Source organism: Streptomyces sp. BK208, from assembly GCF_004364245.1.
Lineage (GTDB): Bacteria > Actinomycetota > Actinomycetes > Streptomycetales > Streptomycetaceae > Streptomyces.
The window spans coordinates 539,659-564,996 of sequence record NZ_SOAV01000001.1 but is presented as its reverse complement, the minus strand read 5'-3'; the positions used below and the strand labels follow the sequence as shown (position 1 = coordinate 564,996).

25 protein-coding genes are annotated in these 25,338 nt (G+C 73.8%); 12 read left to right on the top strand and 13 right to left on the bottom strand.

Features of this window, described 5'->3' with window-relative positions; translation table 11 throughout:
• Nucleotides 1-106: 106 nt before the first annotated feature.
• Nucleotides 107-2,206 carry an MMPL family transporter gene (locus tag EV562_RS02655; RefSeq protein WP_133884994.1) on the top strand — a complete coding sequence of 700 codons (2,100 nt, stop codon included), beginning with the start codon at nucleotides 107-109 and terminating at the stop codon, nucleotides 2,204-2,206.
• Between the two features lie 18 nt (nucleotides 2,207-2,224).
• Here EV562_RS02655 and EV562_RS02650 read toward each other — a convergent pair whose 3' ends face one another.
• Entirely contained in the window at nucleotides 2,225-2,650 is a 426-nt protein-coding gene (locus EV562_RS02650) for a TIGR03618 family F420-dependent PPOX class oxidoreductase (RefSeq protein WP_133884993.1), read from the bottom strand.
• Between the two features lie 112 nt (nucleotides 2,651-2,762).
• Entirely contained in the window at nucleotides 2,763-2,972 is a 210-nt protein-coding gene (locus tag EV562_RS34975) for a hypothetical protein (RefSeq protein ID WP_166661499.1), read from the bottom strand.
• A 165-nt stretch (nucleotides 2,973-3,137) separates the two neighbouring features.
• Here EV562_RS34975 and EV562_RS02645 point away from each other — a divergent pair, with 165 nt between their 5' ends.
• The 7 genes from EV562_RS02645 (at nucleotide 3,138) to EV562_RS02615 (ending at nucleotide 8,243) form a co-directional block, all read left to right on the top strand.
• Entirely contained in the window at nucleotides 3,138-3,458 is a 321-nt protein-coding gene (locus EV562_RS02645; protein WP_243859948.1) for a mechanosensitive ion channel, read from the top strand.
• Nucleotides 3,459-3,602: 144 nt separating this feature from the next.
• Nucleotides 3,603-4,247: a class I SAM-dependent methyltransferase gene (locus EV562_RS02640; RefSeq protein WP_133884992.1), complete on the top strand. Its 645-nt coding sequence runs from the start codon at nucleotides 3,603-3,605 to the stop codon at nucleotides 4,245-4,247.
• 97 nt (nucleotides 4,248-4,344) lie between these two features.
• Entirely contained in the window at nucleotides 4,345-4,533 is a 189-nt protein-coding gene (locus EV562_RS02635; protein WP_133884991.1) for a hypothetical protein, read from the top strand.
• A 20-nt stretch (nucleotides 4,534-4,553) separates the two neighbouring features.
• A complete protein-coding gene (locus EV562_RS02630; protein WP_133884990.1) occupies nucleotides 4,554-5,261 on the top strand; it encodes a hypothetical protein in 708 nt (235 codons plus the stop codon).
• Nucleotides 5,258-6,250 (top strand): hypothetical protein, encoded by a 993-nt coding sequence (locus EV562_RS02625; RefSeq protein WP_133884989.1) that lies wholly within the window; start codon nucleotides 5,258-5,260, stop codon nucleotides 6,248-6,250. The genes EV562_RS02630 and EV562_RS02625 overlap by 4 nt, the downstream gene beginning before the upstream one ends.
• Nucleotides 6,247-7,167, top strand: coding sequence for a hypothetical protein (locus tag EV562_RS02620; RefSeq protein WP_133884988.1), 921 nt, complete (start codon nucleotides 6,247-6,249; stop codon nucleotides 7,165-7,167). Before EV562_RS02625 ends, EV562_RS02620 begins: the two co-directional genes overlap by 4 nt.
• On the top strand, nucleotides 7,164-8,243 hold the full coding sequence (locus EV562_RS02615; protein ID WP_133884987.1) for a serine hydrolase domain-containing protein: 1,080 nt from the start codon (nucleotides 7,164-7,166) through the stop codon (nucleotides 8,241-8,243). The genes EV562_RS02620 and EV562_RS02615 overlap by 4 nt, the downstream gene beginning before the upstream one ends.
• 65 nt (nucleotides 8,244-8,308) lie before the next feature.
• On the opposite strand, the gene EV562_RS02610 is transcribed toward EV562_RS02615, so the two are convergent.
• Together EV562_RS02610 and EV562_RS02605 are read right to left on the bottom strand one after the other, a co-directional pair.
• Nucleotides 8,309-9,685 carry a trypsin-like serine protease gene (locus EV562_RS02610; RefSeq protein WP_133884986.1) on the bottom strand — a complete coding sequence of 459 codons (1,377 nt, stop codon included), beginning with the start codon at nucleotides 9,683-9,685 and terminating at the stop codon, nucleotides 8,309-8,311.
• Nucleotides 9,686-9,882: 197 nt separating this feature from the next.
• Nucleotides 9,883-11,544 carry an alkaline phosphatase D family protein gene (locus tag EV562_RS02605; protein WP_133884985.1) on the bottom strand — a complete coding sequence of 554 codons (1,662 nt, stop codon included), beginning with the start codon at nucleotides 11,542-11,544 and terminating at the stop codon, nucleotides 9,883-9,885.
• A 232-nt stretch (nucleotides 11,545-11,776) separates the two neighbouring features.
• On the opposite strand from EV562_RS02605, the gene EV562_RS02600 reads away from it, so the two are divergent.
• Nucleotides 11,777-12,082, top strand: a complete 306-nt coding sequence (locus EV562_RS02600) for a hypothetical protein (RefSeq protein ID WP_133884984.1) — start codon at nucleotides 11,777-11,779, stop codon at nucleotides 12,080-12,082.
• 48 nt (nucleotides 12,083-12,130) lie between these two features.
• Here the strand turns inward: EV562_RS02600 and EV562_RS02595 are convergent, their stop codons facing one another.
• Entirely contained in the window at nucleotides 12,131-12,931 is an 801-nt protein-coding gene (locus EV562_RS02595) for a class I SAM-dependent methyltransferase (RefSeq protein WP_133884983.1), read from the bottom strand.
• A 258-nt stretch (nucleotides 12,932-13,189) separates the two neighbouring features.
• On the opposite strand from EV562_RS02595, the gene EV562_RS02590 reads away from it, so the two are divergent.
• The 3 genes from EV562_RS02590 (at nucleotide 13,190) to EV562_RS02580 (ending at nucleotide 15,294) form a co-directional block, all read left to right on the top strand.
• Entirely contained in the window at nucleotides 13,190-13,870 is a 681-nt protein-coding gene (locus EV562_RS02590; protein ID WP_133884982.1) for a PAS domain-containing protein, read from the top strand.
• An 8-nt stretch (nucleotides 13,871-13,878) separates the two neighbouring features.
• Nucleotides 13,879-14,856 (top strand): threo-3-hydroxy-L-aspartate ammonia-lyase, encoded by a 978-nt coding sequence (locus tag EV562_RS02585; protein WP_133884981.1) that lies wholly within the window; start codon nucleotides 13,879-13,881, stop codon nucleotides 14,854-14,856.
• Between the two features lie 78 nt (nucleotides 14,857-14,934).
• On the top strand, nucleotides 14,935-15,294 hold the full coding sequence (locus tag EV562_RS02580) for a cupin domain-containing protein (protein WP_133884980.1): 360 nt from the start codon (nucleotides 14,935-14,937) through the stop codon (nucleotides 15,292-15,294).
• A gap of 66 nt (nucleotides 15,295-15,360) precedes the next feature.
• Here the strand turns inward: EV562_RS02580 and EV562_RS02575 are convergent, their stop codons facing one another.
• From EV562_RS02575 to rhaI, 8 genes are all read right to left on the bottom strand, one after another.
• A complete protein-coding gene (locus EV562_RS02575; protein ID WP_133884979.1) occupies nucleotides 15,361-16,671 on the bottom strand; it encodes an ABC transporter permease in 1,311 nt (436 codons plus the stop codon).
• 3 nt (nucleotides 16,672-16,674) lie between these two features.
• Nucleotides 16,675-17,460, bottom strand: a complete 786-nt coding sequence (locus EV562_RS02570; RefSeq protein ID WP_208298271.1) for an ABC transporter ATP-binding protein — start codon at nucleotides 17,458-17,460, stop codon at nucleotides 16,675-16,677.
• A gap of 126 nt (nucleotides 17,461-17,586) precedes the next feature.
• Entirely contained in the window at nucleotides 17,587-18,234 is a 648-nt protein-coding gene (locus EV562_RS02565; RefSeq protein ID WP_133884977.1) for a lactate utilization protein C, read from the bottom strand.
• The gene (locus tag EV562_RS02560) at nucleotides 18,231-19,709 is read right to left on the bottom strand and encodes a LutB/LldF family L-lactate oxidation iron-sulfur protein (protein WP_133884976.1); all 1,479 of its coding nucleotides are present in this window, start codon (nucleotides 19,707-19,709) and stop codon (nucleotides 18,231-18,233) included. The genes EV562_RS02565 and EV562_RS02560 overlap by 4 nt, the downstream gene beginning before the upstream one ends.
• Entirely contained in the window at nucleotides 19,706-20,461 is a 756-nt protein-coding gene (locus EV562_RS02555; RefSeq protein WP_133884975.1) for a (Fe-S)-binding protein, read from the bottom strand. The genes EV562_RS02560 and EV562_RS02555 overlap by 4 nt, the downstream gene beginning before the upstream one ends.
• Nucleotides 20,462-20,538: 77 nt before the next feature.
• Entirely contained in the window at nucleotides 20,539-21,993 is a 1,455-nt protein-coding gene (locus tag EV562_RS02550) for a rhamnulokinase family protein (protein ID WP_133884974.1), read from the bottom strand.
• Nucleotides 21,990-24,029 carry a bifunctional aldolase/short-chain dehydrogenase gene (locus EV562_RS02545; protein ID WP_133884973.1) on the bottom strand — a complete coding sequence of 680 codons (2,040 nt, stop codon included), beginning with the start codon at nucleotides 24,027-24,029 and terminating at the stop codon, nucleotides 21,990-21,992. Before EV562_RS02545 ends, EV562_RS02550 begins: the two co-directional genes overlap by 4 nt.
• A 119-nt stretch (nucleotides 24,030-24,148) precedes the next feature.
• Nucleotides 24,149-25,309, bottom strand: coding sequence for an L-rhamnose isomerase (gene rhaI, locus EV562_RS02540; protein ID WP_133884972.1), 1,161 nt, complete (start codon nucleotides 25,307-25,309; stop codon nucleotides 24,149-24,151).
• Nucleotides 25,310-25,338: the final 29 nt, after the last annotated feature.

Below are 25,338 nucleotides of genomic sequence, written 5' to 3'. Positions count from 1 at the left end.
TGTCACGACGATCTCAGGTAACTCGATCATTGAGATTGTTTATCATTGAGATTGCTTATGACCGAGCTACTTTCCGCGCCGCTGGAGACCTGGAGACCCCACACCGATGTCCACCCCCTCCCGAAGGGCCCGCTGGCTCGTCCCGGCCCTCCTGCTCCTGGTCTGGCTCGGCATCGGCGGGGCCCTCGGGCCCTATGCCGGCAAGCTCGGCGAGGTCGCCACCAACGACCGGGCCGCCTTCCTGCCGCGCAGCGCCGAGTCCACCCGGGTCGTCGACGCCCAGAAGGCGTTCCAGCAGGACGAGACGCTCCCGGTGATCGTCGTGTGGACCGCCGACGGCGGCGGCTCCGTCACCGCTCACCGGGCCGAGGCCACCCGTTCCCTCGCCGCCCTGCGGGGCGAGCCGGGCGTCGTCGGGCAGGCGTCGCCCGCGCTGCCCTCCGAGGACGGCGAGGCGCTCCAGGCCGTCGTGCAGGTCGAACCCGACCTCGGTGACGCGCTGCCCGACGTCCTGGCACGGGTCGAGGACGCCGCCGGACAGGTGCCCGGCACGCGGGCGCAACTGGCCGGCCCCGCGGCCTCCCAGGCGGACCTCTCCGACGCCTTCTCCGGCATCGACGGGCTGCTGCTGGGCGTCGCACTGATCACCGTGCTGGTGATCCTGCTGCTCGTCTACCGCAGCGTCCTGCTGCCCCTGGTCATCATCCTGGGCGCCGTCTTCGCCCTCGGCCTCGCCTGCGCGATCGTCTACGCGCTGGCCGAGCGCGACGTCGTACGCGTCGACGGACAGGTCCAGGGCATCCTCTCCATCCTCGTCATCGGCGCCGCCACCGACTACGCCCTGCTGCTCACCGCCCGCTTCCGCGAGGAACTGGCCCGGCACCCCGACCGCTTCACCGCCGTGCGCGCCGCCCTGCGGGCCTCCTGGAGCGCCGTCGTGGCCAGCGCGGCGACCGTCGCCCTCGCCCTGCTGGCGCTGCTGCTGAGCGACCTGACCAACAACCGCGCGCTCGGACCCGTCGGCGCCATCGGCATCGTCTGTGCCGTACTGAGCACGCTCACCTTCCTGCCCGCCGTCCTGGTGCTGCTCGGCCGGGCCGCGTACTGGCCCGCGAAGCCCGCACCGGCCGGTGACCCGGATGCGGCCGGCGGACACCCGCTGTGGCACCGCGTCGCCGCGCTGGTGGACCGGGCCCCGCGCCGCATCTGGGCGATCTGCCTGGCCGCGCTGGTCGCCTGCGCCGCCTTCGCGCCGACCCTCACCTCCAAGGGCGTGCCCCTGGACGAGATCTTCGTGAACGACACCCCTTCGGTGGCCGCGCAGCAGACCCTGGCCCGGCACTTCCCGGGCGGCTCCGGCAACCCGGCCGTGATCATCGCCGACGCCGACCGCCTCGACCCCGTCCTCGCGGCCGCCCGCGACACCCGCGGCGTCGCCTCGGCCGCCCCGGTGACCGCGTCCGGCCGCCCCGGCGGCGGCGAGCCCAAGGTGGTCGACGGGCGGGTGCGGATCGACGCGACGCTCCAGGCGCCTGCCGACAGCGACGCGGCCAAGGACGCGGTGGCCCGTCTCAGGTCGGCCGTCCACGAGGTGCCCGACGCGGACGCCCTGGTCGGCGGCTACACCGCCCAGCAGTACGACACCCAGCGCACCGCCGAGCACGACCGCACGCTCATCGTGCCCGTGGTCCTCGCCATCATCCTGGTCATCCTGATCGCCCTGCTGCGCTCGCTGCTGATGCCGGTGCTGCTGGTGGCGACGGTGGCGCTGAACTTCCTGGCCACCCTGGGCGTCTCGGCGCTGGTCTTCACCCACGTGTTCGGCTTCAGCGGCACGGACGCCTCCGTCCCGTTGTACGGGTTCGTCTTCCTGGTCGCCCTCGGCGTGGACTACAACATCTTCCTGATGTCCCGGGTGCGGCAGGAGACGCTGCACCACGGGGTGCGCGAGGGCATCCTGCGCGGTCTGACGGCCACCGGCGGAGTGATCACCTCGGCGGGCGTCGTCCTCGCCGCCACCTTCGCCGCGCTCGGGGTGATCCCGCTCGCCTTCCTGGTCCAGATCGCCTTCATCGTGGCCTTCGGCGTCCTGCTGGACACGCTGGTGGTGCGCTCGCTGCTGGTCCCCGCGCTCGCCCGCGACATCGGCGCCCCCGCCTGGTGGCCCGGGCGGCCGGGGCGCAGGGCCGGCGCCGGGCGGGAGTGACCCGCCCGGCCGGGGGTCTCACGCCTCCGGCCGCCCCGCCGGCGGCCGCACCGTGCCGAGGAAGCGCCGTACGGCGATCTCGATGACGACCCGCTCCGGGTTCACCCGGGGCTGCCGGTAGCGGGCGGCGTACCGGGCCTCCGCGTCGCGGACGGACCCGGCGTCCTCCCGCACGGACGCGACGCCCTCCAGGGTGGACCAGCGCCTGCCGTCCACCTGGCCCACGGCGACGACCGCCCCGGCGGCCCGCCGCACGTTGCGCGCCTTCGTGGTGCCCCGGCCCGTGATGACCCGCGCCGTGCGGGTCGCGTGGTCGTACGTCACCCCGACCGGGACCAGGTGCGGGGTCCCGTCGGCCCGCGGCGTCGACAGGAAGCACACCCGGCGCTCCTGCCAGAACCGGACGAACTCGTCCTCCGCGTCGTGCTGTTCCCCGGCGTCCATCCGCTCTCCTCACCCGCGCCGCGTGTGTCCCTTCCGGAACAGCATCGCCCGGCGGGGCGGACGTCCGCTCGGCGGGGTGGGGACAGGGGTTCCGGGCGGCGGCCGGGGCGGGTCAGGCGGCGTCCCGTTCGGACGCGTGGGCCCCGGCCGGCTCCGGCCGCGGGCGGGAGTGATGGCCCCGCCCGCCCGGGAGCAGACGCAGATGTCCCCGCCGTGCGTGCCGGGGCGGGCCCGGATCACGCAGCAGCCGGTCCTCCAGGTACGTCATGGTGAACAGCAACAGCCCCAGTCCGGGCAGTAGCAGGACGGCAACGACAACCACGCCGCAGGCCCCCTCCGCTGTGGACGACTCCCCGCGGGTGCCCCGAAGGGCCCGGACGATGGGCCCGGCGGGGGTGAAGATGACGCGACCGTCCGACACAAAGGACAACTCGGGCGAGATGTGGCGGCCGTCCCGACGCGCGCCGGTCGTCATGTTCGGGTCGCCGTGGCCCACGACGCGGACCTGGACACCGTCTACCGCGTCCTCGAGGACACCGGCCGCGCCCTGCGCGAGGAGCGCGACTTCGCCGACGTCCTGCTGGAGGAACCGGCGGTGTGGGGCGTGCAGTCCGTGGACGCCGACGGGGTGCTGGTGCGCCTCGCCGTCAAGACGGTGCCGCTGCAGCAGTGGGGCGTCACGCGCGAGCTGCGCCGCCGGGTCAAGGAGGCGCTGGACGAGGCCGGCGTCGAGGACCCCTTCCCGCGGCGGACGGGGTGGCTGCGCGGGGACGGCCCCGAGGGCCGGTCGGAGGCGCTGACGGGCTGACGTGCCGGCCGCCGGCGCCGGACTTGCCGGATCGGCAAACATCTTTGGCGCCTCCCGGTGCACCGGGGCAGCCTGCACACGGAACGCGCGCCCGTCGCGCGCCCGCCCGAGCAGGCGACCGACCCGCACCAGGAGGAACCCACCATGACCGACACCCCCGCTCCGGCTGCCGCCGAGGAGTTCTGGGAGGCCCGCTACCGCGACACCGGCCGCGTCTGGAGCGGGCGCCCCAACGAGCTGCTCGTCCAGGAGGCGGGCGCCCTCGCTCCCGGAACCGCGCTGGACCTCGGCTGCGGCGAAGGGGCGGACGCCGTGTGGCTGGCCTCGCGCGGCTGGCGGGTCACCGGCGTGGACATCTCCGCCACCGCCCTCGCGCGTGCGGCCGGGCACGCCGCGGACGCCGGGGTCGGCGACCGCGTCGCCTGGGAACGCCACGAGCTGGGCCCTTCGTTCCCCGGCGGCTCCTTCGACCTGGTGAGCGCCCACTACCTGCAGTCCCCGGTCGCCCTCGACCAGCGGTCCGTGCTGCACGCGGCGGCCCGGGCCGTGGCGCCCGGCGGCACCCTGCTGGTCGTCATGCACGCCGGCTGGCCCTCCTGGCAGACCGAACCGCCCTTCGACGCCGTCTTCCCCACCCTGGACGGCGTCCTGGCCGAACTCGCCCTGCCGCGGGACGGGTGGACCGTGGTGACCCGCAGGACCGCCCGACGGCCCAGCATGTCCCCCGAGGGCGGCGAGGGTTTCCGCGACGACCACGTGTGGCGCCTGCGCCGCACGGTTGTTGAATGAGTGACCTAAGAGAATTTTGTGATGAAAGGCATGTTCTGGGACTTACCGGACACCCTTGGATGTGAAGGCCATTTGGCTACCAGAGGGAGATGGTGAAATGCCTTCCAAGGACAAGGTGCTCAAGGAAGTCACCCGCACCGAGAACATCGACATCGACGCGGTACTCGACCCCGCCGAGCCCGACGGAGTCTTCCGCGACAGCCGCGAGTGCGCAGCGCTCGCCCTGCAGTCCGGAGGCACCAGCCTCCTGCTCTCGCCGCCGACCCCGCGCCCGAAGAAGGGCTGACGGACCGACGGGAGAATGAGATGGAGCAGTCGAGCACATCGGCCCTCCTGCAGGGAACGGTGCTGGACCTCGCTTCAGACGTGGTCTCCGCTCTTCGGAGCGGAGACCACGTGCGAGCGGGCGGCACCCTGACCCGGGACGGCGCCGGCGACGGCGTCGCACGTGCGGCGGTACGCGTCCTGGGTGCGGACACCCTGCTGCCCAGCGTCCTGTTGCGCGTCCCGCCCGACCCCGGGCAACTCGCCGTGTTCAAGGACGCCGTGGCGGCCCACCCGCCGCGCGACGACGCGGCACCCACCGTCGCGTGGAGCCACTGGGCCATGACCCGTGCCCTGCGCCGGATCGAACCACCCCTGAACGGCCCCCTCGCCGACGAGCCCGGCGCCGAACCGGACGCCCGCTGGCTGGAGGACGCCGGCTGGCAGTTCCTCACCCACCAGCTCGCCGTCCTGGCCCCGCTCGCGCTGCCCGGCGAGGAGTGCGCGGTCACCCGGGCGGCACGCCGACGGCCCGTGGACGTCGCCCGCGGCTTCGTCCGGGCGGTACGCCGCCGCGACTGGCAGCAGGCGGCCGGAGCCGGACGCTGGCTCACGCTCCTGGACGGGGTGCCGGACACCCTCGGCCTGGAGGCCGGCCTGGACTTCGTATGCCTCATGGGCGGCTCCGACCCGCGGGTGGCCCTGCAACTGGAGGCGGCGCGGCTGATGCCGGCCGGGGTCCTGCTGTGAGCGTCCGGGGCGGGAGCGTCCGGGACGTCGAGGAAGCCGCACTGGACTGGGTCTGGGCCCACCGCGACCGCTTCGCGCTCGGTGACGACGCGCTGGCGGCCGACGGGCAGGTCAACCGGACGTGGAAGCCCCTGGGCGAGCTGACCCGGGTCTGCGCCTCGGTGTCCCTGTGCACCCCGCCCCAGGACCCGCTGCACACCCGCGTGTCCGAACTCCTCGACTTCGCCTGGCAGCAGACGCACCGGGGCGAACTCTTCCCGCTCATGCAGTCGCTGGAGCCGTTCGCCACCTATCCGCTGGAGGTGTACGCCGCCTTCGCCTCGGCCGGACTGCGCCACCCCGGCTACGAGGCGTCCGCCGCCGTGGTGGCCCGCACCCGGGGCTGGCGGCTGACCGAGCAGTACCCCACCCGCCGCCTGGGCGTGCTCGAGGCCGAGCGGCACAGCGGCATCCCGCCGCACGGGGACGCCACCCGGGCGCTGGAGCGCACCTGGCTGGGCGGCCTGCCCGAGCCGTGGACCTTCGAGCGCGCGGCCGGATACGCCCTCACCCACGTCGTCTTCCACCTGACCGACTGGGGACGCGCCGCCCGGGGCGTGCCGGCCGGCCTCGCGGACTACCTGCTGCACTGGCTGCCGCCCTGGCTCGACACCTGCCTCGACGCCCGGATGTGGGACCTGAGCTGCGAGCTGCTCGCGGTCGCGGCGAGCCTGCCGCGCCCGCCGGAGCCGGCCGTCCTGGAGGACGCCTGGCAGCGCGTCGCGGCCGCCCAGGACCGCTCCGGCGCGATCCCCGAGGAAGGCGCCGCCCAGGACGCCGCCGGGCCCGACCCGGCACCGGACCCCTACGACTTCGCCGACTGCTACCACTCCACCCTGATGGCGGTGTTCGCGGCGGCCCTCACCACGGCGGCCACCACCCGCCCGCCGGACGTGCGGCGCACCGCACCCCGCCCGGGACGGCACGCCGGACAAGGAGCGCCGGGATGACGGACACCCGCCTGATCCACCGCGTCGGAGCCGGTGCCCTGGAGTGGCTGTGGGCCCACCGGGACGGATTCCGCCTGGAACCGGACGTGGACCCCGAGATCGGCTTCCTGGAACGCTTCAAGCCGATCGGCGAACTCGCCCTCATCTGCACGGTGCTCTTCCGCGAGGGCGTCGCCGGGTCCCGGCAGGCCCAGCTCGCGCGCCAACTGCTCGACCACACCTGGCGCGAGACCCTGGACGGCGGCCGCATGCTGGTGCGCGCCCAGCGCATCGAACCCTTCTCGCCCGTCCCCTTCGAGGTCTACCTGCCGTTCAAGGAGCTGGGCCACAGCCAGCCCGAGATCGAGGCCGCCACGCTCCTCAACCACCGGCTGGACAGCTGGACACGCTTCCCGGTGACCCCCACCCGGCGCCTCGGCCTGTCCGCCTTCCAGCGCCGCTTCGGCCTGAGCGCGCGGCCGCCGGAGGCCGACCTCGCCGCCACCACCTGGCTGGCGGGCACCCCCGAACCGTGGACGGTCGAGGGCCACACCGCGTACGACATCACGCACACCGTCTTCCACCTCACCGACTGGGGCGAGAACCCCGGCGGGCTGCCGCCCGACGTCGCCGACTACCTGGCCGCCTGGCTCCCGGTCTGGATCGACGACTGGCTGGACCTCGAACGCTGGGACCTGCTCGGCGAACTCCTCGTCGTGGACGCCTGCCTGCCCCGGCCCACCCTCGACGAGGCCGCCTGGCGGGGCTTCGCCGCCGCGCAGCAGCCCGACGGGGCCATGCCCGCCGTACGCACCATGCCCGAGGGAGACGCCGACACGGTGTTCGACGTGGTCTACCACCCCACCCTGGTCGCCGCCTTCGCGTCCCTGCTGGCCACCTCACGCGCCCTCACCGAGCTGGCGCACTCCGCGTCGTGACGGGCCGTCGTACGCCCTGGCCGGGCGCCCCCGACTCCGACGAGCACGCCGTGTCCGAGCCCGCGCCGGCCGACGACGCGGCGCTGCGCGGGCGGCTGGCCGAGGCCGTGGACGCCTCCGACGCGCCCGACGTCGTCTTCGCCGTCTCCCGGCGGGGCCGGCGCACCCTGCTCAGCGGCGGCACCGCGCCGCCGCCCGCCGTCCCCCGCGAGGCCCTGCGCTACGAGATCGGCTCGGCGTCCAAGACGTTCACCGCGCTGCTGCTCACCCGTCTGATCCGGCGCGGCGTGCTCACCGGCGGCGAGGCGGCCGCCGACTGCCTGGATCCCGGCAGGCCGGCCGGCCCGCATCCCGTGACGCTCGCCCACCTGATCACCCACACCTCGGGACTGCCCGCCCTGCCGGCCGACTTCGTGCGCCGGGGCCTGCCCGCCTGGCGCACCAACCCCTACGCCCGCTACCCGGCCGAGCGGCTGACCGACACCTTCCTGCGCCACTCGCCGAGGCACCGGCCGGGAACCCGCTGGCACTACTCCAACTACGGCGTCTCCGTGCTCGGTCACGCGATCGCCGCGACCACCGGCACCCCCTGGGAGGATCTGATCGCCGGGCAGGTGCTGCGTGCGCTCGGGCTCAGCGGCACGGCCCTGCGGGCCCACGGCCCCGAGACCGACGCCGTCGGCCACCGCAAGGACGGCCGCACCCCCGTCCCCGCCTTCGACGCGGGCGGTTTCCTGGCCGCGGGGGCCGTCCGGTCCACCCCTTTCGACCTGCTCACCTTCCTGGAGGCGCACCTGGACCCGGCCCGTTCACCGGCCGCCGGCGCGCTGCGGGCGGTGCGGGTGCCGGTGCTCAGGCGGGGCTGGGGGCACCGGCACGTGCACACGGTGGGCTGGTTCCGGCATCCCACGGACGGCGGACCGATGTACTTCCACAGCGGCGCCACCCTGGGCCAGCAGGCGTTCCTGGGCTTCCGGCCGGACACGGACACCGCCCTGGCGGCGGTGTGCACCCGGCGGTTCCGCGCCCGGGACCCGTTCATCGCCACCGCCTACGCGCTCCTCGCGGAGGGGTAGGCAGACGCGTCCGGCGCGGGACCGCGTCGAGCGGTCCCGCGCCGGAGGCCGGGGTACGACGCCGGTCAGACCCGCTGCCACAGGGCCGGCGTGCTCGCCGGTGATCCCGCGCCCTGCGCCTGGTGGCTCTGCAGGCACCGGTAGCGCACACCGTCGAAGGACACGGTGGTGCCGACCTCGTAGACCCGGCCCGCGGCCCACGCGTCCGCCGCCGCGTTGTCCTGCGGCGCGGGCGTCTGGGACGCCGCGGAGGTGGTCTTCAGGGTGAGGCCGAAGTCGCTGAGCGTCGGGTTGATCGGCTGGTAGAAGGTCGTCCCGCCGTTCGTGCAGTCGCCCGAGCCGCCGGAGGTGGTGCCCTGCGCCTGAGTGCCCGACACGTAGGGGCCGCCGGAGTCACCGGGTTCGGCGCACACCGTCGTCTGCGTCAGCCCGGCGACGGTGCCCTCCGGGTAGGTGACGCTCGTGTCGTGCCGCTGCACGGTCCCGCAGTGCCAGCCCGTGGTCGAACCGGAACGGCACACCGACGCCCCCACCAGTGCCTCCACCGACCCGGCGAGCTGGATCTTCTCACCGTCCTGCGCCTTCACGTCCGGTGTGGCGGTCCAGCCGGAGTTGACCGCCACCCAGGCCATGTCCTTGCCGGGGAAGGTCGAGGCCTGGAAGGTGCCCTGGGCGGCCTCGTTGAACCCGGTGGTGGTGGCGCCGGGGTCGCCGCAGTGCCCGGCCGTGGCGAAGCCCTGCTGCTCGTCCTTGGTGACGGAGAACCCGATGGAGCAGCGGGCCCGGTCGTCGATGTAGTAGGCGTCGCCGCCGACGAGGTCCTCCAGCACCCGCGGCTGGTCGGCCGAGACCTGGACGTCGACGTCCTTGTCCGACACCCCGGCGACGGCGAGGAAGGCCTTCGCGAGCGCCTTGCCGGTGGCCTGGACGGCGACCCGGTTGGCCTTCACGTCGACGGACCAGACCGGTGTCTGCCGGGTGCCCATCCGCACGGCGGCGGCGTCCAGCTTCTCCTTGACCGCGCGCAGCTCCGCCAGGTTCCGGTCGACGACGGCCGCCTCGGCGCCCTGTGCCTCGATGGCCGCGGTGTCCGCGGCGTCGGTGGTGGCGACGGTCAGCTCGGCGGAGGTCGCACCGCTCACCCAGGCACCGGCGAAGCGGTCGCCCAGCGTGTTGCGCAGCATGCCCGCACGGGTGCCCGCCTCTGCCTCGTTGACCAGCCGGGCCGCCGCCTGGCCGGGCGCCAGCTTCAGGTCGCGCTCCATGGCGCTGAGCAGGCGCGCCGGGGCAACGGCGGCGTCGGGCGTGCGGGCCGCGGCGGGCCGCGGTCCCGGGACGGGCGGCGGCGCGGCCGACGCGGCCGAGGGGAGTGCGGTCAGGACCAGGGCGCCGAGCGCGGTGAGGGCTGCGCGGCGGCTGCGCGCGGCATGTCTGCCGACCATGCGATGTGCCTCCTTCGAGTGCTGTGCGAGACAGCGGTGTGCGGTGGGCGACCGTGGATGACGGTGCGCCTGCGGCGAAGTCACAGGCCTTGCCGCAAAGATCCGCGGCGATGCCCGGCGCAGGCCTGTTTCGCGCGATGGGGGACGCCGTGGGTGCCATGTGCAGTACGCGGACGCCGTCGTGCGGGCGGGCGGGGTCAGGCGGGTTTCAGTCCCGGCTCGCCGGCCTCGGTGACGAAGGACGCGACCGTGGTGACCGGGGCGCCGGGGGTGCTGATGGCGGAGACCGTCCGGAAGTCGAGGTGGGTGGCCTGCCGGCCGAGTTCGGCCCGGACGTAACCGCGCTTGCCGTTGTAGAACTTCATGTGCGGGTTGGCCTGCATGTACAGGTCCCAGTTGGCGGGCTTCTCCACACCGTCCCGGCCGCTGGCCACCGAGGTGCAGGTGACCTCGGTGCCGACGGTGGCGGAGTCCGGGTCGTCGAAGTTCTCCTTGACGTCGAGGGCGTAGCCCACGTGCACGTCACCGGTGAGGATCAGCCAGTTGTCGACCCCGGCGGCCTTCGCCCCGGCGATCACCCGGCCCCGCGAGGCGCGGTAGCCGTCCCAGGCGTCCATGGAGAGCGCGGCGTCGGCGGTCACGTCGAACTTGCGCTGGGAGAAGCACACCTGCTGGGGCATCACGTTCCACAGCGCCGTCGAGCCCTTCCAGCCGTCCAGCAGCCACTGCTCCTGCGCGGCGCCGGTGATGGTGCGCGCCGGGTCGTCCGACTCGGCCCCGGGGGCGTGCGGCCGGTCGTCGTAGGCCTGGTCCGAGCGGTACTGGCGGGTGTCGAGGAGGTCGAACTGGGCGAGCGTGCCCCAGTGCAGCCGGCGGTACAGCTGGGCGTCCGGGCCCTGCGGCAACTGGGCGGCGCGCAGCGGCTGGTTCTCCCAGAACGCGCGGTAGGCGGCGGCCCGGCGCAGCAGGAACTCCTCCGGCGGGATGTCGTTCTCCGGGATGCTGCCTGCGTAGTTGTTCTCGGTCTCGTGGTCGTCCCAGGTGACGACGAAGGGGTGGGCGGCGTGCGCGGCACGCAGGTCCTCGTCGTTCTTGTAGAGGGAGTAGCGCAGCCGGTAGTCCGCGAGGGTCATCGTCTCCCGGTTGAACACGTCGGGCAGCGTGACGTCGGTGTAGTGCCGTTCCCCGCCCTCGGGGTTGACCGCGTACTCGTACAGGTAGTCGCCGAGGTGGAACACCACGTCCACGTCGTCCTGGGCGACGTGGCGGAGCACGGTGTAGTAGCCGTCCATGTAGGCCTGGCAGGCGACCGCCGCGAGCTTGAGCGACGAGGTGGCGCTGCCCGCCGCGGGCGCCGTGCGGGTGCGGCCCGCGGGGCTGAGCCAGACACCGGCGCGGAACCGGTAGTAGTACACCGTCCCGGGCGTCAGGCCCTTCACGTCGACGTGGACGCTGTGGTTGTACTCGGCGTGGGCGTCGGCGGTGCCGCGGAAGAGGACACCCGCGAAGTACTCGTCGAGGGCCACCTCCCACTCGACCGTCACCCGCTCCGTGCCCATCCCGCCGTCCTCGAGGAACGGCTCGGGCGCCAGCCTGGTCCACAGCAGCACCGAGTCCGGCAGCGGATCGCCGGAGGCGACACCGAGGGTGAAGGGGTCCTTGTCGATCCGGGCCCTGCGCTCGGGGGCGGCGACCGCGCCGCGGGCGGGCAGGTTGGTGGAGAAGGCGAGCGCGGCGGCGGCCGCGGTCACGGTGAGGAAGCGCCGACGGCCGAGGTGCCGGACGGCGGCGCCCATCACGGCGTCGTGCGGGGAGAAGGCGTGCTCGGCCAGTGCGCCGGGACGGCCCGTGGTCGCCATCTGCTGTCCTCTCGTACGGGGCGTGGCAGTCCGTGCCGGGGCCCCGTCGCTCGCCGGCGCCGGCCCCGCGATGCGCGGACCCCGCATGCTAAGCAGACAAAACGCCCCAAACGGGCAGGGCTTGCGGAGTGATCACACAGGAGGAGGTACGCGCGTGTGGGCGCGGCGGCCTCGGGGCACCCGGAAGCCGCGAGGCGTGGGCGTACGGGAGAGGAAGGCGGAGGGCCGGCCGATGGCCAGGACACGGCGCTACGACGTGGCGGCCTCCGGCCGCTGGTGGGACGAGGACGACGGCCGCTGGCTGCCGGCCGGTGAGGTGCACGCATGGGAGCAGGGCAGGAACGAGACCGTGTGCGGTCTGTCCCTGCACCGCTCGCGGCTCTCCCGGTTCGCCGCCGTCGCCTGGACCGACGTGCTGCCCGAGTCCGGCGGCGCCGCCGACGCCGTGCGCCGGGTCTGCCCCCGCTGTGCCGCCGCGGCCGGCCGCAGGGGTGCGGACGCCCGGCCCGCCTGGCGGCGCGTCCACCCGCGCCCGTAGGAGGCCGGCGCCCGCCTCGGCCGGCGGCGGTCGCGTCGGATCCGCGGTCTACGACGGCAGCGGCGAGCGGCTCACGCGGATCTTGGACTGGCCGTGCGGCCGCTTCTCCCAGTCCTCCATGAACCGGGCGTGCAGTCTGTGCCGGGCGGCCAGGGTGAGCAGGGTGTCCGTGCGGTAGTAGAAGTCCTCGCGCAGCACCTGGTGCTCGGTGTCCTCGGTCCGGTCGAAGGTGAAGTCGAAGAACCCGGTGTCGGTCAGGACGCGGCCGACGTGTGCGAGACACTCGTCGATCACGCGCGGCGGCGAGTGCGAGAAGACGCTGTGCGCGTGGACGACGTCGAAGTGGTTCTCCGGCAGGAAGTCCAGCCGGAGGTCCGCGGTGAGCGTCAGGTGGGGCAGCTTGGCCTGCAGTCCGCGCTCGGTCAGCGTCTCCGTGGCGGCGATCAGGATGTCCGGCGAGATGTCGACGCCGTAATAGTGGCCGGTGTCGAGGTGGTCGATGAACCGCCAGCCGGCGCGCAGGTTGCCGCAGCCGATGTCGAGCATGCGGTGCCCGGGGCGCAGCCCGTGCTCCATCAGATAGTCGAACTGCATCGCCCCGAGCGCCAGCCAGCGGTCGTGGGTACGGCTCCCGACCGCGGCCTCGGGGCTGCGCCGGGCGTCGGAGGACATCACCGCGCGGTAGTAGCCGACGTGGTCGGGGTGCCTGGCGCGCAGCCACGCGTCCCGGCCTGCCCGGCGGAGGTAGGGGGCGACGCGCTCGGGGTGGCGCAGCGCGTACCCGAGCTTGTGCGTGAGCGCGGCGCGGTTGCCGCGCGGCTTCCTGGGGGACCTGGCGTCCTCGGGCATGAAGGGCGACCTCCGTACGAGTGGCTCGGGCAGGGGGAGTGCCGGACCGGTCCGGTCGGTCGCCGGCCGCGTCGGCCTTGCGGGCAGCGGGACACATACCCCTGCCGGACCGCGGGCTCCCGCGGTGTCCGGCCGACGGGTGACGCCGGCCGGGCGGGAAGGGAAGGGCTGGACTGTTCGTCCAGTGACTGGACGTGTAGTCTGAGTGCGGAGTCCGCAAGAGCAGTCTCCGCGAGGAGACGGAGCCAGGAGGGCCGCATGACCGAAGCCGCACAGGACGCCGAGCGCGACGCCGTCCTCGACGCGCTGCGCCCCGTCGTCGAGGGGATCGCCGCGACCTTCGGACCGGTCTGCGAGGCGGTGCTGCACGACTACCGCCACCCCGAGCACTCCGTCGTCGCCGTCGCGGGATCGGTGACCGGGCGGACGGCGGGCGGGGCGATGAGCGAGATCGGCCTGCGCGTGCTCGCCCGCGGCGACGAGGCCCGCGACGAGCTGAACTACGTCACGCGAACGGCCGACGGCACGCTGCTCAAGTCCTCCACCATGGTGCTGCGCGACTCCACGGGCTCCGTGTTCGGCGCCCTGTGCGTCAACCTGGACGTCACCGCCGTCGACCGGGCCCACGCCCTCCTCGGCGCACTCGCCGGCACCGCGCGCACCCCCGCCGACGTACCGGCGACCACCTTCGGCGACGACATCGACGCCGTGGTCGACGCCATCGTCGACGACCACCCGCTGCGCCGGGACACGAGCTGGGCCGCGCTGGACCGGGACCGGCGCCTCGAACTGTTCCGCGACCTCGACGCGCGCGGCGTGTTCGCCGTACGCCGCTCGGTCGAGCACGTCGCCGCCCGGCTCGGCATCTCCCGCGCCTCCGCCTACCACTACCTCTCCCAGGCCCGCGCCGTCACCGGCCCGGCCGCCGACACCCCCTGAGGACACCCGTGACGACCACCACCCCGCCGGTCACCCTCGACGACGTCCGCTCCGCCGCCGCCCGCATCGAGGGCGTCGCGCACCGCACGCCCGTGCTGCGCTCGCGCACCCTGGACGCCCTCGTCGGCGCCGAGGTCTTCCTCAAGTGCGAGAACCTCCAGCGGGTCGGCGCCTTCAAGTTCCGCGGCGCCTACAACGCCGTCTCCCGCCTCTGGCCGGAGCAGCTGGCCCGGGGCGTCGCCGCCTACTCCTCGGGCAACCACGCCCAGGCGGTCGCCCTGGCCGCCCGCGAACTGGGCACCACCGCCGTGATCGTCATGCCCGAGGACGCGCCGCCCTCCAAACGGGACGCCACCGCCGGTTACGGCGCCGAGATCGTCACCTACGACCGCTACACCGGCGACCGCGTGGCCATCGCCGAGGCGCTGGCCGCCGAGCGGGGCCTGACCCTGATCCCGCCCTACGAACACCCGCACGTCATCGCCGGGCAGGGCACCGCCGCCCTCGAACTGGTCGAGGAGACGGGCGAGCTGGACGCATTGGTCGCACCGGTCGGCGGCGGCGGACTGATCGCCGGGAGCGCCACCGCGGTCAAGGGCCTGCACCCCGGCACCCGGGTGATCGGCGTCGAACCGGAGGCCGGTGACGACACCAGGCGCTCCCTGGCCGCGGGCCGGCGCGTGACGGTGCCCGTCCCGCGCACCATCGCCGACGGCCAGGCCCTGCCCACCCCCGGCGAGCTGACGTTCTCCCTCAACCGGCGGCTCCTGGACGGCGTCGTGCTGGTGTCCGACGACGAGATCCGCAGCGCCATGCGCTTTGCCTTCGAACGGCTGAAGACCGTCCTCGAACCCAGCGGCGCCACCCCGCTCGCCGCCCTCCTCGGCGGCCGCGTCGACGCCCTGCCCCGCCGCGTCGGCGTGATCCTCTCCGGCGGCAACGTGGACGCCGCCCGCTTCGCGGACCTCTGCGGCGCGCCCCGCTGACGGCGCGCGTCCCCCGGATGGCGCCCCCGGGTTGACAGGTGGACGATGGAGTGGTGGGGCCAGGGAAGGAGGAGCGTCATGCTGGAGGCAAAGACGCTCGACAAGCCGGACGAGCGACGCGATTTCCCCCGTGGGCACATCGAGGCCGTGCACATGGAAGGGCTCGACTTCGCCGTCGCCACCTTCGAACCGGGGTGGCGCTGGTCGGAGTCCGTGGCGCCGATCGCGGGCACCGACAGTTGCATGATCCATCACAACTGCTACGTGGCCGAGGGACGCATGCACATCCGCATGGACGACGGCGCGGAGAGCGAGGTGGGCCCCGGCGACGTGTTCGTCTGCTCGCCCGGCCACGACGCCTGGGTCGTGGGGGACGGACAGTGCGTCGTGTACGACTTCGCGGGCAGCATGGCGAAGGAGTACGCCAAGGCCGACTAGCCACGTCCGGAGGCAGCAGGAAAGGGGCGGCCGCCACGACGGTCGCCCCCTCGCCTGCCCCGGGTCTCACGCGGCCGCTGCCACCGCCCGCACCGCCGGCGTCCGCAGCACCCGCCGGGCCGTTCCCAGGCTCGTCCCCAGCGTCACCGCGGCCGACACCGACACCATGGTGAGCCACACCCCGAGGAACTGGTCCGGCAGCACCGCGTCGGTGCGGACCACCGTGAACGGCACCACACCGGCCAGCGCGGCCACCGTGCCGAGCAGGGCCCCCGTCACCGTGAGGATCACGCCCTCGACGGCCACCACACCCAGCACCTGACCGGGCGTCGCCCCCGCCAGCCGCTGTTGACCGAATTCACGCGAGCGGTAGGTCGTCGCCGCGTACAGCGAGTTCACCAGCATCACGCAGACGAACACCGCGATGATGCCGACCACCGTGAGGTTGAGCGTCTCCAGGTTCTTCGCGTCGACCGACTTGACCAGACCCGAGGCCTTCACCGCGTCGCTCTCCACCGCCTGCATCGTGACCGTCGCCGTCGACACGGCGGTGAACATGATCAACGAGACCAGGACCCCGGCCAGATGGACCGCCCGCTCCCGCAGGTTCCGCACGGCCAGCCACCCGCTCGCACCGCTCAGCGGCAGCCGGTCGAGAAGGCCCTTCAGCAGACGCGGCGACAGCAGCGCGAAACCGGCCGACAGCAGGATCGCCCCGTAGGCCGGCGCCGCCATCAGCGCCTCGTCCGTCGCGGAGAAGAAGAAGGTCGAGCAGGCCCCCAGAGCGCCGGTGACCAGCGCCGCGCAGGCCAGGAACCGCTTCGCCCCGGCCCGCTCCCGGCCGCCCCGCCTCAGCCGCCGCACCGCGAGGAACGCGGCGCCCGCGGACGCCAGCAGGGTGATGTCCACGCCGCTCAGCAGCGCGACGGGACCGAAGGAGTAGTCCACGGACCGGGCCACCTGGCCGCTGTCCTGGAACACGTCCAGCAGAGCCCGTCCGCCGAGCATCGCCGGGCCGATCGCCAGCGCGGCGCCCACCAGCGCCACGGCCACCGCCTCACCCACGACCATCCGCTTGAGCTGCGCCGGGGTCGCCCCCGAGCAGCGCAGCAGCTCCAGCTCGGCGGTGCGCTGACGCACGTTGACCGTCAGCGTCGAGGCCACCGCGAAGAACACCAGCAGGGTGCCGTACCCGCCGACGACCCCCGCCGCCGTGCCCAGGGTCTGAGAGCTGACCGGGTCGACGCCGTCCTGCCCGGCCGTGTCGTGCATCGAGTTGAACGTCATGATGACCGCCGCCCCCAGGAAGGCGGACAGCAGCGTCGCGAGGAAGCGTCCGGGACGCCGCCGGATCGACCGCAGAGCGAGTACGAACATCGCTCACACCCCCGCCGGCACGTCGTCGCCCAGGTGCGCCAGGCGCTCCGCGACCGCGTCCGGGGTCGGGGCGTCCATCCGGCCCGCCGGCCGGCCGTCGGCGAGGAACACCACCGAGTCGGCGTACGAGGCGGCGACCGGGTCGTGCGTCACCATGACCACGGTCCGCCCGTGCACCCGCACCGCCTCCTGGAGGAGCAGCAGCACCTGCCGGGCGCTGCGGGTGTCCAGCGCGCCCGTCGGCTCGTCCGCGAAGATCACCCGCGGTTCGGTGACGAGGGCCCGGGCGATCGCCACCCGCTGCCGCTGACCGCCGGAGAGCCTGCCGGGACGGTGACCGAGCCGGTCCCCGAGGCCGACCGACGCCAGGACCTCCCGCACCCGCTTCCGGTCGACGCGGCGTCCGGCCAGCTTGAGCGGCAGCACCGTGTTCTGCGCGACGGTCAGCGTCTCCAGCAGGTTGTACTGCTGGAAGACGAACCCGACCCGGCCGCGCCGGAACCTCGTCAGCTCGGCCTCGCCGCTCCCGGTCAGCTCCGTGCCGTCCACGCAGACGATGCCGCTGTCCGGCCGGTCCAGGCCCGCCGCGCACTGCAGCAGCGTGGACTTGCCCGAACCGGAGGGTCCCATCACCGCGGTGAAGGTGCCGCGCCGCAGGCTCAGCGTCACACCGTCCAGGGCGGTCACGGCGTTGTCCGCCGAGCCGTACGTCCGGGTCACCTTGACGAGCCGGAGGGCCTCCGGGGCGGGGCCCGGGTCGTGGGAGCCTCGTGCGCCGGAACGAAACATCGTCATCACCTTCCGTGCGGCCCGCCCTGTGCGGCGCCTCGTGGAAGACGCTACGGAGAGCGGCGCCCGGCCACACGGGGCGCAGAGCCCGTATCGGAGGGTGTACTCAGCGACACCCCGGCCGCGCTACGGGCCGCCCAGCAGCACCACCTCCAGGGTGCGCGGACCGTGCACCCCCTCGACCCGGTCCAGCTCGATGTCGCTGGTCGCGGACGGACCGGAGATCCACGTCAACGGGCGCGCCGGGTCGAGGCGTCGGAGGGCCTCGGGCACCGAGGACACGACCTGCTCGGGCACCCGCACGACGCAGACGTGGTGGTCGGGGACGAGGGTGATGCGCCGCCGCCCCTGGTCGGGGGAGCCGTCCAGGACGATCGTGCCGGTCTCGGCGACGGCGACGGCGCAGCCGGTCACGACGCTCTCCACCCGGTCCAGGTCGTGCGGTGTGCTCGCCGCCCGGTCGTGCACGCGCGCCGGACCGGCGGCCGGCATCCACCCGGGCGGCAGGCCCGGCGGCACCAGCACCTGCCGGGAGCCGCGCTCGGCCAGCAACCGCTCGATGAGCAGCGGCAGTTCCTCCTCGTCCGCGCGGTGCACGACCGCCCGGTAGTCCGCCAGGTTCTCGGCGAGCAGGTCCACCGTCTCCGCGGCGGACCGGTGCCCGTGCTCGCGCAGGTAGTCCCGCGCGACGGCCTCCTCGTAGGGCCTCGGGTCGGCCGGCACGTCCGCCAGCGCCCGCCGCACCCGGCCCAGGACGCGTTCCCTGCTGCTCACTTCGCTCCGCCCTTCCCGCCGTGCGTGCGCTGCCACCAGTCCCGGAACGGCTCCGCGGGCACCGCGGGCAGGTCCCGGCTGCCGCTCCACGCCCGGCCGGGGCCGGGCAGCGAGCGCGGGTGCAGGCGGCGGGTGCGCGAGGCCAGCCGCTGCCCGGCCCGCAGCGCGCCCGGGTGCGTGAACGCCCACTGCGCAGCCCGCATCGCCGCCCGCTCGGCGGCGTGGCCCTTGGCGGGCTTCAGCACCACCCGGTTGCCGTGCCGGACGGCCGGCCCGCCCTGCACCACCCGTTCCCGCAGGTGCACCAGCACCTCGGGAATGTCGATGGCGACCGGGCACACCTCGTAGCAGGCCCCGCACAGCGAGGAGGCGTACGGCAGCGAGGCGTCGATCTCGCTTCCGGTGCCCCGCAGTTGCGGGCTGAGGATCGCGCCGATCGGGCCGGGGTAGACCGAACCGTAGGCGTGACCGCCGGCCCGCTCGTACACCGGGCAGACGTTCAGGCAGGCCGAGCAGCGGATGCAGCGCAGCGCCTGGCGGCCGACCTCGTCGGCGAGGGTGTCGGTGCGGCCGTTGTCCAGCAGGACCAGATGGAAGGTGCCGGGGCCGTCCTCGTCGGTGGTACCGGTCCACATGGAGGTGTAGGGGTTCATGCGTTCGGCGGTGGAGGAGCGGGGGAGGGTCTGCAGGAAGACCTCCAGGTCCCGCCACGTCGGCACGATCTTCTCGATGCCGACGACCGAGATCAGCGTCTCGGGCAGGGTCAGGCACATCCGCCCGTTGCCCTCGGACTCCACGACCACCAGCGTGCCGGTCTCCGCCACGACGAAGTTGGCGCCGGAGATGCCGACCCTGGCCCGCAGGAACTTCTCCCGCAGATGCAGCCGGGCCGCCTCCGCGAGTTCGGCGGGCGTGTCCGTCAGGTTCTCGGGCGCGGGACGGCCCCACTCGCCCATCTCGGAGCGGAAGACGTCCCGGATCTCCCCGCGGTTGCGATGGATGGCGGGGACCAGGATGTGCGAGGGCCGGTCCTTGCCCAACTGCACGATCAGCTCGGCGAGATCGGTCTCGTAGGCGTGGATCCCCCGTGCCTCCAGCGCCTCGTTGAGGGCGATCTCCTGCGTCGCCATCGACTTGACCTTGACGACCTCCCTCTCGCCGGTCTCCTCGACCAGCCGGGCGACGATCTCGTTGGCCTCGTCCGCGTCCGCGGCCCAGTGCACGGTGCCGCCGGCCGCCGTGACCGCCTCCTCCACCCGTACCAGGTACCGGTCCAGGTGGCGCAGCGTGTGGTCCTTGATCTGCTTCCCGGCCTCGCGCAGCGCCGCCCAGTCGTCCAGTTCGGCGACCGCGCGGGCCCGCTTGTCGCGGATGGTGCGGGTGGCGTGGCGCAGATTGCCGCGCAGCGTCGTGTCGCGCACCGCCTCCCGCGCCGCCACCGGGAAGGCGGGCATCCCCACGAACGTCCCGCTCATACGGCCGCCGCCTCCTCGGTGCTCGCCAGGATCTCCGCGATGTGCACCGGCCGCATGCCCGTGCGCAGCCGCGTCATGGTCCCGCCGATGTGCATCAGACAGGAGTTGTCGGCCGCGCACAGCACCTCCGCGCCGGTCGACTCCGCGTTGCGCACCTTGTCCGCTCCCATCGCCGCCGACACGTCGGAGTTCTTCACGGCGAAGGTGCCGCCGAACCCGCAGCACTCCTCGGCGCCCGGCAGCTCCACCAACTCAAGCCCCCTCACCGCCTCCAGCAGCCGCCGCGGCCGGTCGCCCAGGCCCAGACTCCGCAGGCCATGGCAGGTCGGGTGGTACGTCACCCTGTGCGGGTAGTACGCCCCCACGTCCGTCACCCCGAGCACGTCCACGAGGAACTCGGTCAGCTCGTACGTCTTCGGCACCACCGGCGCCAGCGTGGCCGCGAGGGTGTCCCCGCGCCCCTCCGCCCGCGCCCGCTCGCCCATCCGCGGATACAGCTCCCGCACCATCGCGCCGCACGAGCCGGAGGGCGTCACGATGGCGTCGTGGTCCGCGAACACGTCGGCGAAGTGCCGGGCCAGCGGCTCGGCCTCGTGCCGGTAACCGGTGTTGTAGTGGGCCTGTCCGCAACACGTCTGAGCCATCGGGAAGTCGACCTCGACACCGAGTCGGGTGAGCAGCCTCACCACGGCACGGCCCGTGTCCGGATAGAGCGTGTCGTTGACGCAGGTCAGGAACAGGGCGACACGCATCGCGGCTCCTCGCTGTCGGTCCTCGGATGAACGTGAGTGCAGGCTAGTCGGCCGACCGGGCCGGGGGGAGCCGCGGCTCACCGGTCGGCGATCCGGGCGGCGGCCGCCCGCCACCGGGCCGTGCCGCCGCGCGGCTCGTACCGGGTCAGCGGCTGCGTGCGCGCCAGCAGCCGGCGCATCCCGCGGAGGTCGCCGGCCAGTCCGTGGACGCGGGCCTGCACCAGGACGTTGCCGAGCGCGGCGGCCTCCGTCGGCCCCGCCACCACCGGCAGCCCGCAGGCGTCGGCGGTCAGCTGGCACAGCAGCGCGTTGCGGGTACCGCCGCCGACCACGTGCACCACGTCGACGGGGTGCCCGGCCAGCCGCTGGGCGTCCGCCACCGCTCTTCGGTGGGCCAGCGCCAGCGAGTCGAGGATGCACCGGGTCACCTCGGCGGGCGTCCGGGGCACCGGCTGCCCGGAGGCGCCGCATGCCTCGGCGATCCGCTCCGGCATCCGCCCGGGCGCCAGGAACGCGGCGTCACCCGCGTCCACCACCGACCGCAGCGCCGGCACGCGCGCCGCCGCGCGCAGCAGCTCACCCAGATCGGGGTCGCCCCAGGCCCGCACGCACTCCTGGAGCAGCCACAGACCCATGATGTTGCGCAGGTAGCGGACGGTGCCGTCCAGTCCCAGCTCGTTGGTGAAGTTGGCGGCCCGGCTCTCCTCCGTCAGTACGGGAGCGGTCAGTTCGAGGCCGGCCAGCGACCAGGTGCCGGTGCAGATGTACGCGAACCGTCCCCCCGTGGCCGGTACGGCGGCCACCGCGGAGGCGGTGTCGTGCGAGCCGACGGCCGTCACCGGCACGGGCCCCGCCAGCCCCGTCTCCTCCAGCACCTCCGGCCGCAGCAGCCCCGCCGGATCGCCGGGCCGGCGCAGCGGCGCGAACAGGCCGAGGTCGATGCCCAGCCGGTCCGCCACCTCCCGCGACCAGTCCCCGGTGCGCGGATCGACGAGCTGGGTGGTGGAGGCGTTGGTCAGCTCCGTGCCCTGCTCGCCGGTCAGCCAGTAGGCCAGCAGGTCGGGGATCAGCAACAGCCGCCGGGCCGCCGCGAACTGGGCCGTGCCCCGGGCGGCGACGAGCTGGTACAGGGTGTTGAAGGGCGCGTACTGCAGCCCGGTCGCCGCGTACAGCTCCGCGGCGGGCAGCGTGGCCCAGACCTGCTCCGCGACACCTTCGGTGCGGGCGTCGCGGTAGTGCGCGGGGTTGCCGAGCAACGCCCCGTCCGCGTCCAGCAGACCGTGGTCGACGGCCCAGCCGTCCACGCCGACCGAGTCCACCCGGCCCGCCGCCCGCAGTCCGTCCAGCACACCGGCGTACAGCGCGAGGACGTCCCAGCGCAGGCCCTCCGGTGTACGGACCGGACGGTTGGGGAACCGGTGCACCTCGGTCAGCTCCAGCCGGTCCTGACCGACGCGGCCGACCATGACGCGCCCGCTGGACGCGCCGAGGTCGACCGCCGCGTACGCCCTGACGTCCGCGGCGGTGCTCATCGCAGGAAGGCGGCGGCGACGCCGGCGTCGACCGGGACGTGCAGGCCGGTGGTGTGGGTCAGGTCGCCGCCGGTCAGCGCGAAGACGGCGTTCGCCACGTGCTCGGGCAGCACCTCGCGCTTGAGCAGTGTGCGCTGCGCGTAGAACTCGCCGAGCTTCTCCTCCGGCACCCCGTACACGGCCGCGCGCCGGGCCCCCCAGCCGCCCGCGAAGATCCCCGAACCCCGCACCACACCGTCCGGGTTGACCCCGTTGACGCGGATGCCGTGCTCACCCAGCTCGGCGGCCAGCAGGCGCACCTGGTGGGCCTGGTCGGCCTTGGTGGCGGAGTAGGCGATGTTGTTCGGGCCGGCGAACACCGCGTTCTTCGACGCGATGTAGACGATGTCGCCGCCCAGCCCCTGCGCGGTCATCACCCGGGCCGCCTCGCGCGAGACGAGGAAGGAGCCGCGGGCCATGACGGCGTGCTGGAGGTCCCAGTCCTCGGCCGTGGTCTCCAGCAGGGGCTTGGAGACGGAGATGCCCGCGTTGTTGACCACCAGGTCGACCCCGCCGAAGGCGAGCACGGCCGCCTCGAACGCCGCGGCGATCTGCTCCTCCGAGGTGACGTCGGCGGTCACGGCGACGGCCCTGTCGTCCCCGCCCAGCTCCTCGGCGACCCCGGCCGCACTCTCGCCGTTCAGGTCGGCCACCACCACGCAGGCGCCCTCGTCGACCAGTCGCCGGGCGATCGCCCGGCCGATCCCGCTGCCCGCACCCGTCACCAGGGCGACCCGCGTGGCGAGCGGCTTCGGCTTCGGCATCCGCCGGAGCTTGGCCTCCTCCAGCGCCCAGTACTCGATGCGGAACTTCTCCGACTCCTCGATCGGCGCGTACGACGAGACCGCCTCGGCGCCGCGCATCACGTTGATCGCGTTGACGTAGAACTCGCCGGCCACCCGGGCGGTCTGCTTGTCCTTGCCGAAGCTGAACATGCCCACGCCCGGCACCAGCACGATCGCCGGGTCAGCGCCGCGCATGGCGGGGGAGTCCGGTCCGGCGTGGCGCTCGTAGTAGGCGGCGTACTCCTCGCGGTAGGCGGCGTGCAGCTCCCCGAGCCGGGCGACGGCCTCGTCCAGCGGCGCGGTCGGTGCCACGTCCAGGACCAGCGGCCGCACCTTGGTGCGCAGGAAGTGGTCCGGGCAGGAGGTGCCGAGCGCGGCGAGCCGCGGGTGCCCGGCCCGCGCGAGGAAGTCGAGCACGACGTCCGTGTCCGTGAAGTGCCCCACCTGCGGCCGGTCCCGTGAGGCCAGCCCCCGCACGTACGGCGCCAGCGCGGCCGCCCGCCGACGCCGCTCGGCCTCGGGCAGCGGAGCGTACGCGTCGACCACCGCGCCGAACGGCTCGGCCTTCCCGCGCTCGGCGAGGAAGGCCTCGGCGGTGCGGATGATGTGCAGCGAGTTGCGCTCGCACTCCTCGGAGGTGTCGCCCCAGGCGGTGATGCCGTGCCCGCCCAGCACGCAGCCGATCGCGCGCGGGTGGGCGTTCTTCACGGCGGCGATGTCCAGACCGAGCTGGAAACCGGGCCGTCGCCACGGCACCCACACGACGGTGTCGCCGAAGCACTCGGCGGTCAGCTTCTCGCCGTCCGCCGCACAGGCCAGCGCGATCCCGGAGTCCGGGTGCAGGTGGTCGACGTGGGCCGCCTCGACGAGTCCGTGCATCGCCGTGTCGATCGAGGGCGCCGCGCCGCCCTTGCCGTGCAGGCAGTAGTCGAGGGCGGCGACCATCTCGTCCTCGCGCTCGACGCCCGGGTAGACGCTCTTGAGCGCCCGCATCCGGTCCAGCCGCAGCACGGCGAGCCCCGCCCCGGTGAGCGTCCCGAGATCCCCGCCGGACCCCTTGACCCACATCAGCTCGACGTCACTCCCGGTGACGGGATCGGTCCCGGTGCCTTTGGCGGACGCGTTGCCACCGGCGTAGTTGGTGTTGCGCGGATCGGCGCCGAGCCGACGGGAGCGGGCGAGGAGGGCATCGGCAGCAGGGTGGGTCGCCATGTCTTCACAGTCCTTCTTGAACGAGGGGTGGGGGAGCGCCCTTCTTGAGGGGCGCGGGGAAGTGCGCGACCAGCCGCAACCGGCCCGCAGTCGCGAAACGGCAGAAATCCGGCAGACGCCTACGCGCCCCAACCGGCCTGCCGCCCACCGACCCGCTCGGCGACAACCTTCTCCGCCCACCCGCAGGAGCGATACGCCTTCAGAGGCTCGGGGTCCAGTCCCGACTCCTCCCGCACCTCCCGAAGCAGCGGCCGCACATCCGTGTCGTACGCGTCCATCAGCACGGCGTTGGCCTCCAGCACATCCCCCGACGCCTGCGCGGCGGCCAGCGCCGCCCCGTCGACCAGCAGCGCCTTCGCCGTGGCCTCCTGCACGTTCATCACCGACCGGATGATGGCCGGGATCTTCGCCTCGATGTTGTGGCACTGGTCGAGCATGAACGCGACGTCGGACGTGAACCCGCCCCCGCGCACCACCTCGTACATGATGCGGAACAGCTGGAACGGGTCGGCCGCGCCCACCATCAGGTCGTCGTCCGCGTAGAAGCGCGAGTTGAAGTCGAAACCGCCGAGCTTGCCCTCCCGCAGCAGCGTCGCCACGATGAACTCGATGTTCGTGCCCGGCGCGTGGTGCCCCGTGTCGACCACGACCTGGGCCTTCTCGCCCAGCTTCAGACAGTGCGCGTACGCCGTGCCCCAGTCCGGCACGTCCGTCGTGTAGAACGCCGGCTCGAAGAGCTTGTACTCCAGCAGCATCCGCTGCCCCTCGCCGAGCCGCTCGTACACCTCGGCCAGGCCGTCCGCCAGCCGGTCCTGCCGGGCGCGGATGTCGTCCTGGCCGGGGTAGTTCGTGCCGTCGGCGAACCACAGCTTCAGGTCGCCGGACCCGGTGGCGTCCATGATGTCGACGCACTCCAGCAGGTGGCCGACGGCCTTCGCGCGGACCGCCGCGTCGGGGTGGCAGACGCTGCCGAGCCGGTAGTCGTCGTCCTGGAACGTGTTGGAGTTGATCGCGCCGATCCGCACCCCCCGCTTCTCGGCGTGGGCGGCCAGCGCCGCGTAGTCCTCGACCCTGTCCCAGGGGATGTGCAGGGCCACGGTCGGGGCCACGCCGGTGAACTCGTGCACCTTCGCCGCGTCGTCCAGCTTCTCGAACGGGTCGCGCGGGACACCGGCCTGGGCGAACACCTTGAAGCGGGTGCCCGAGTTGCCGTACGCCCACGACGGCGTCTCGACGGCCTGGGTCCTGAGCGCGGCTTTCACCGCGGCGAGCTCGGTCACTTCGGCGCTCCTGTGGCATCGGGTCGTGG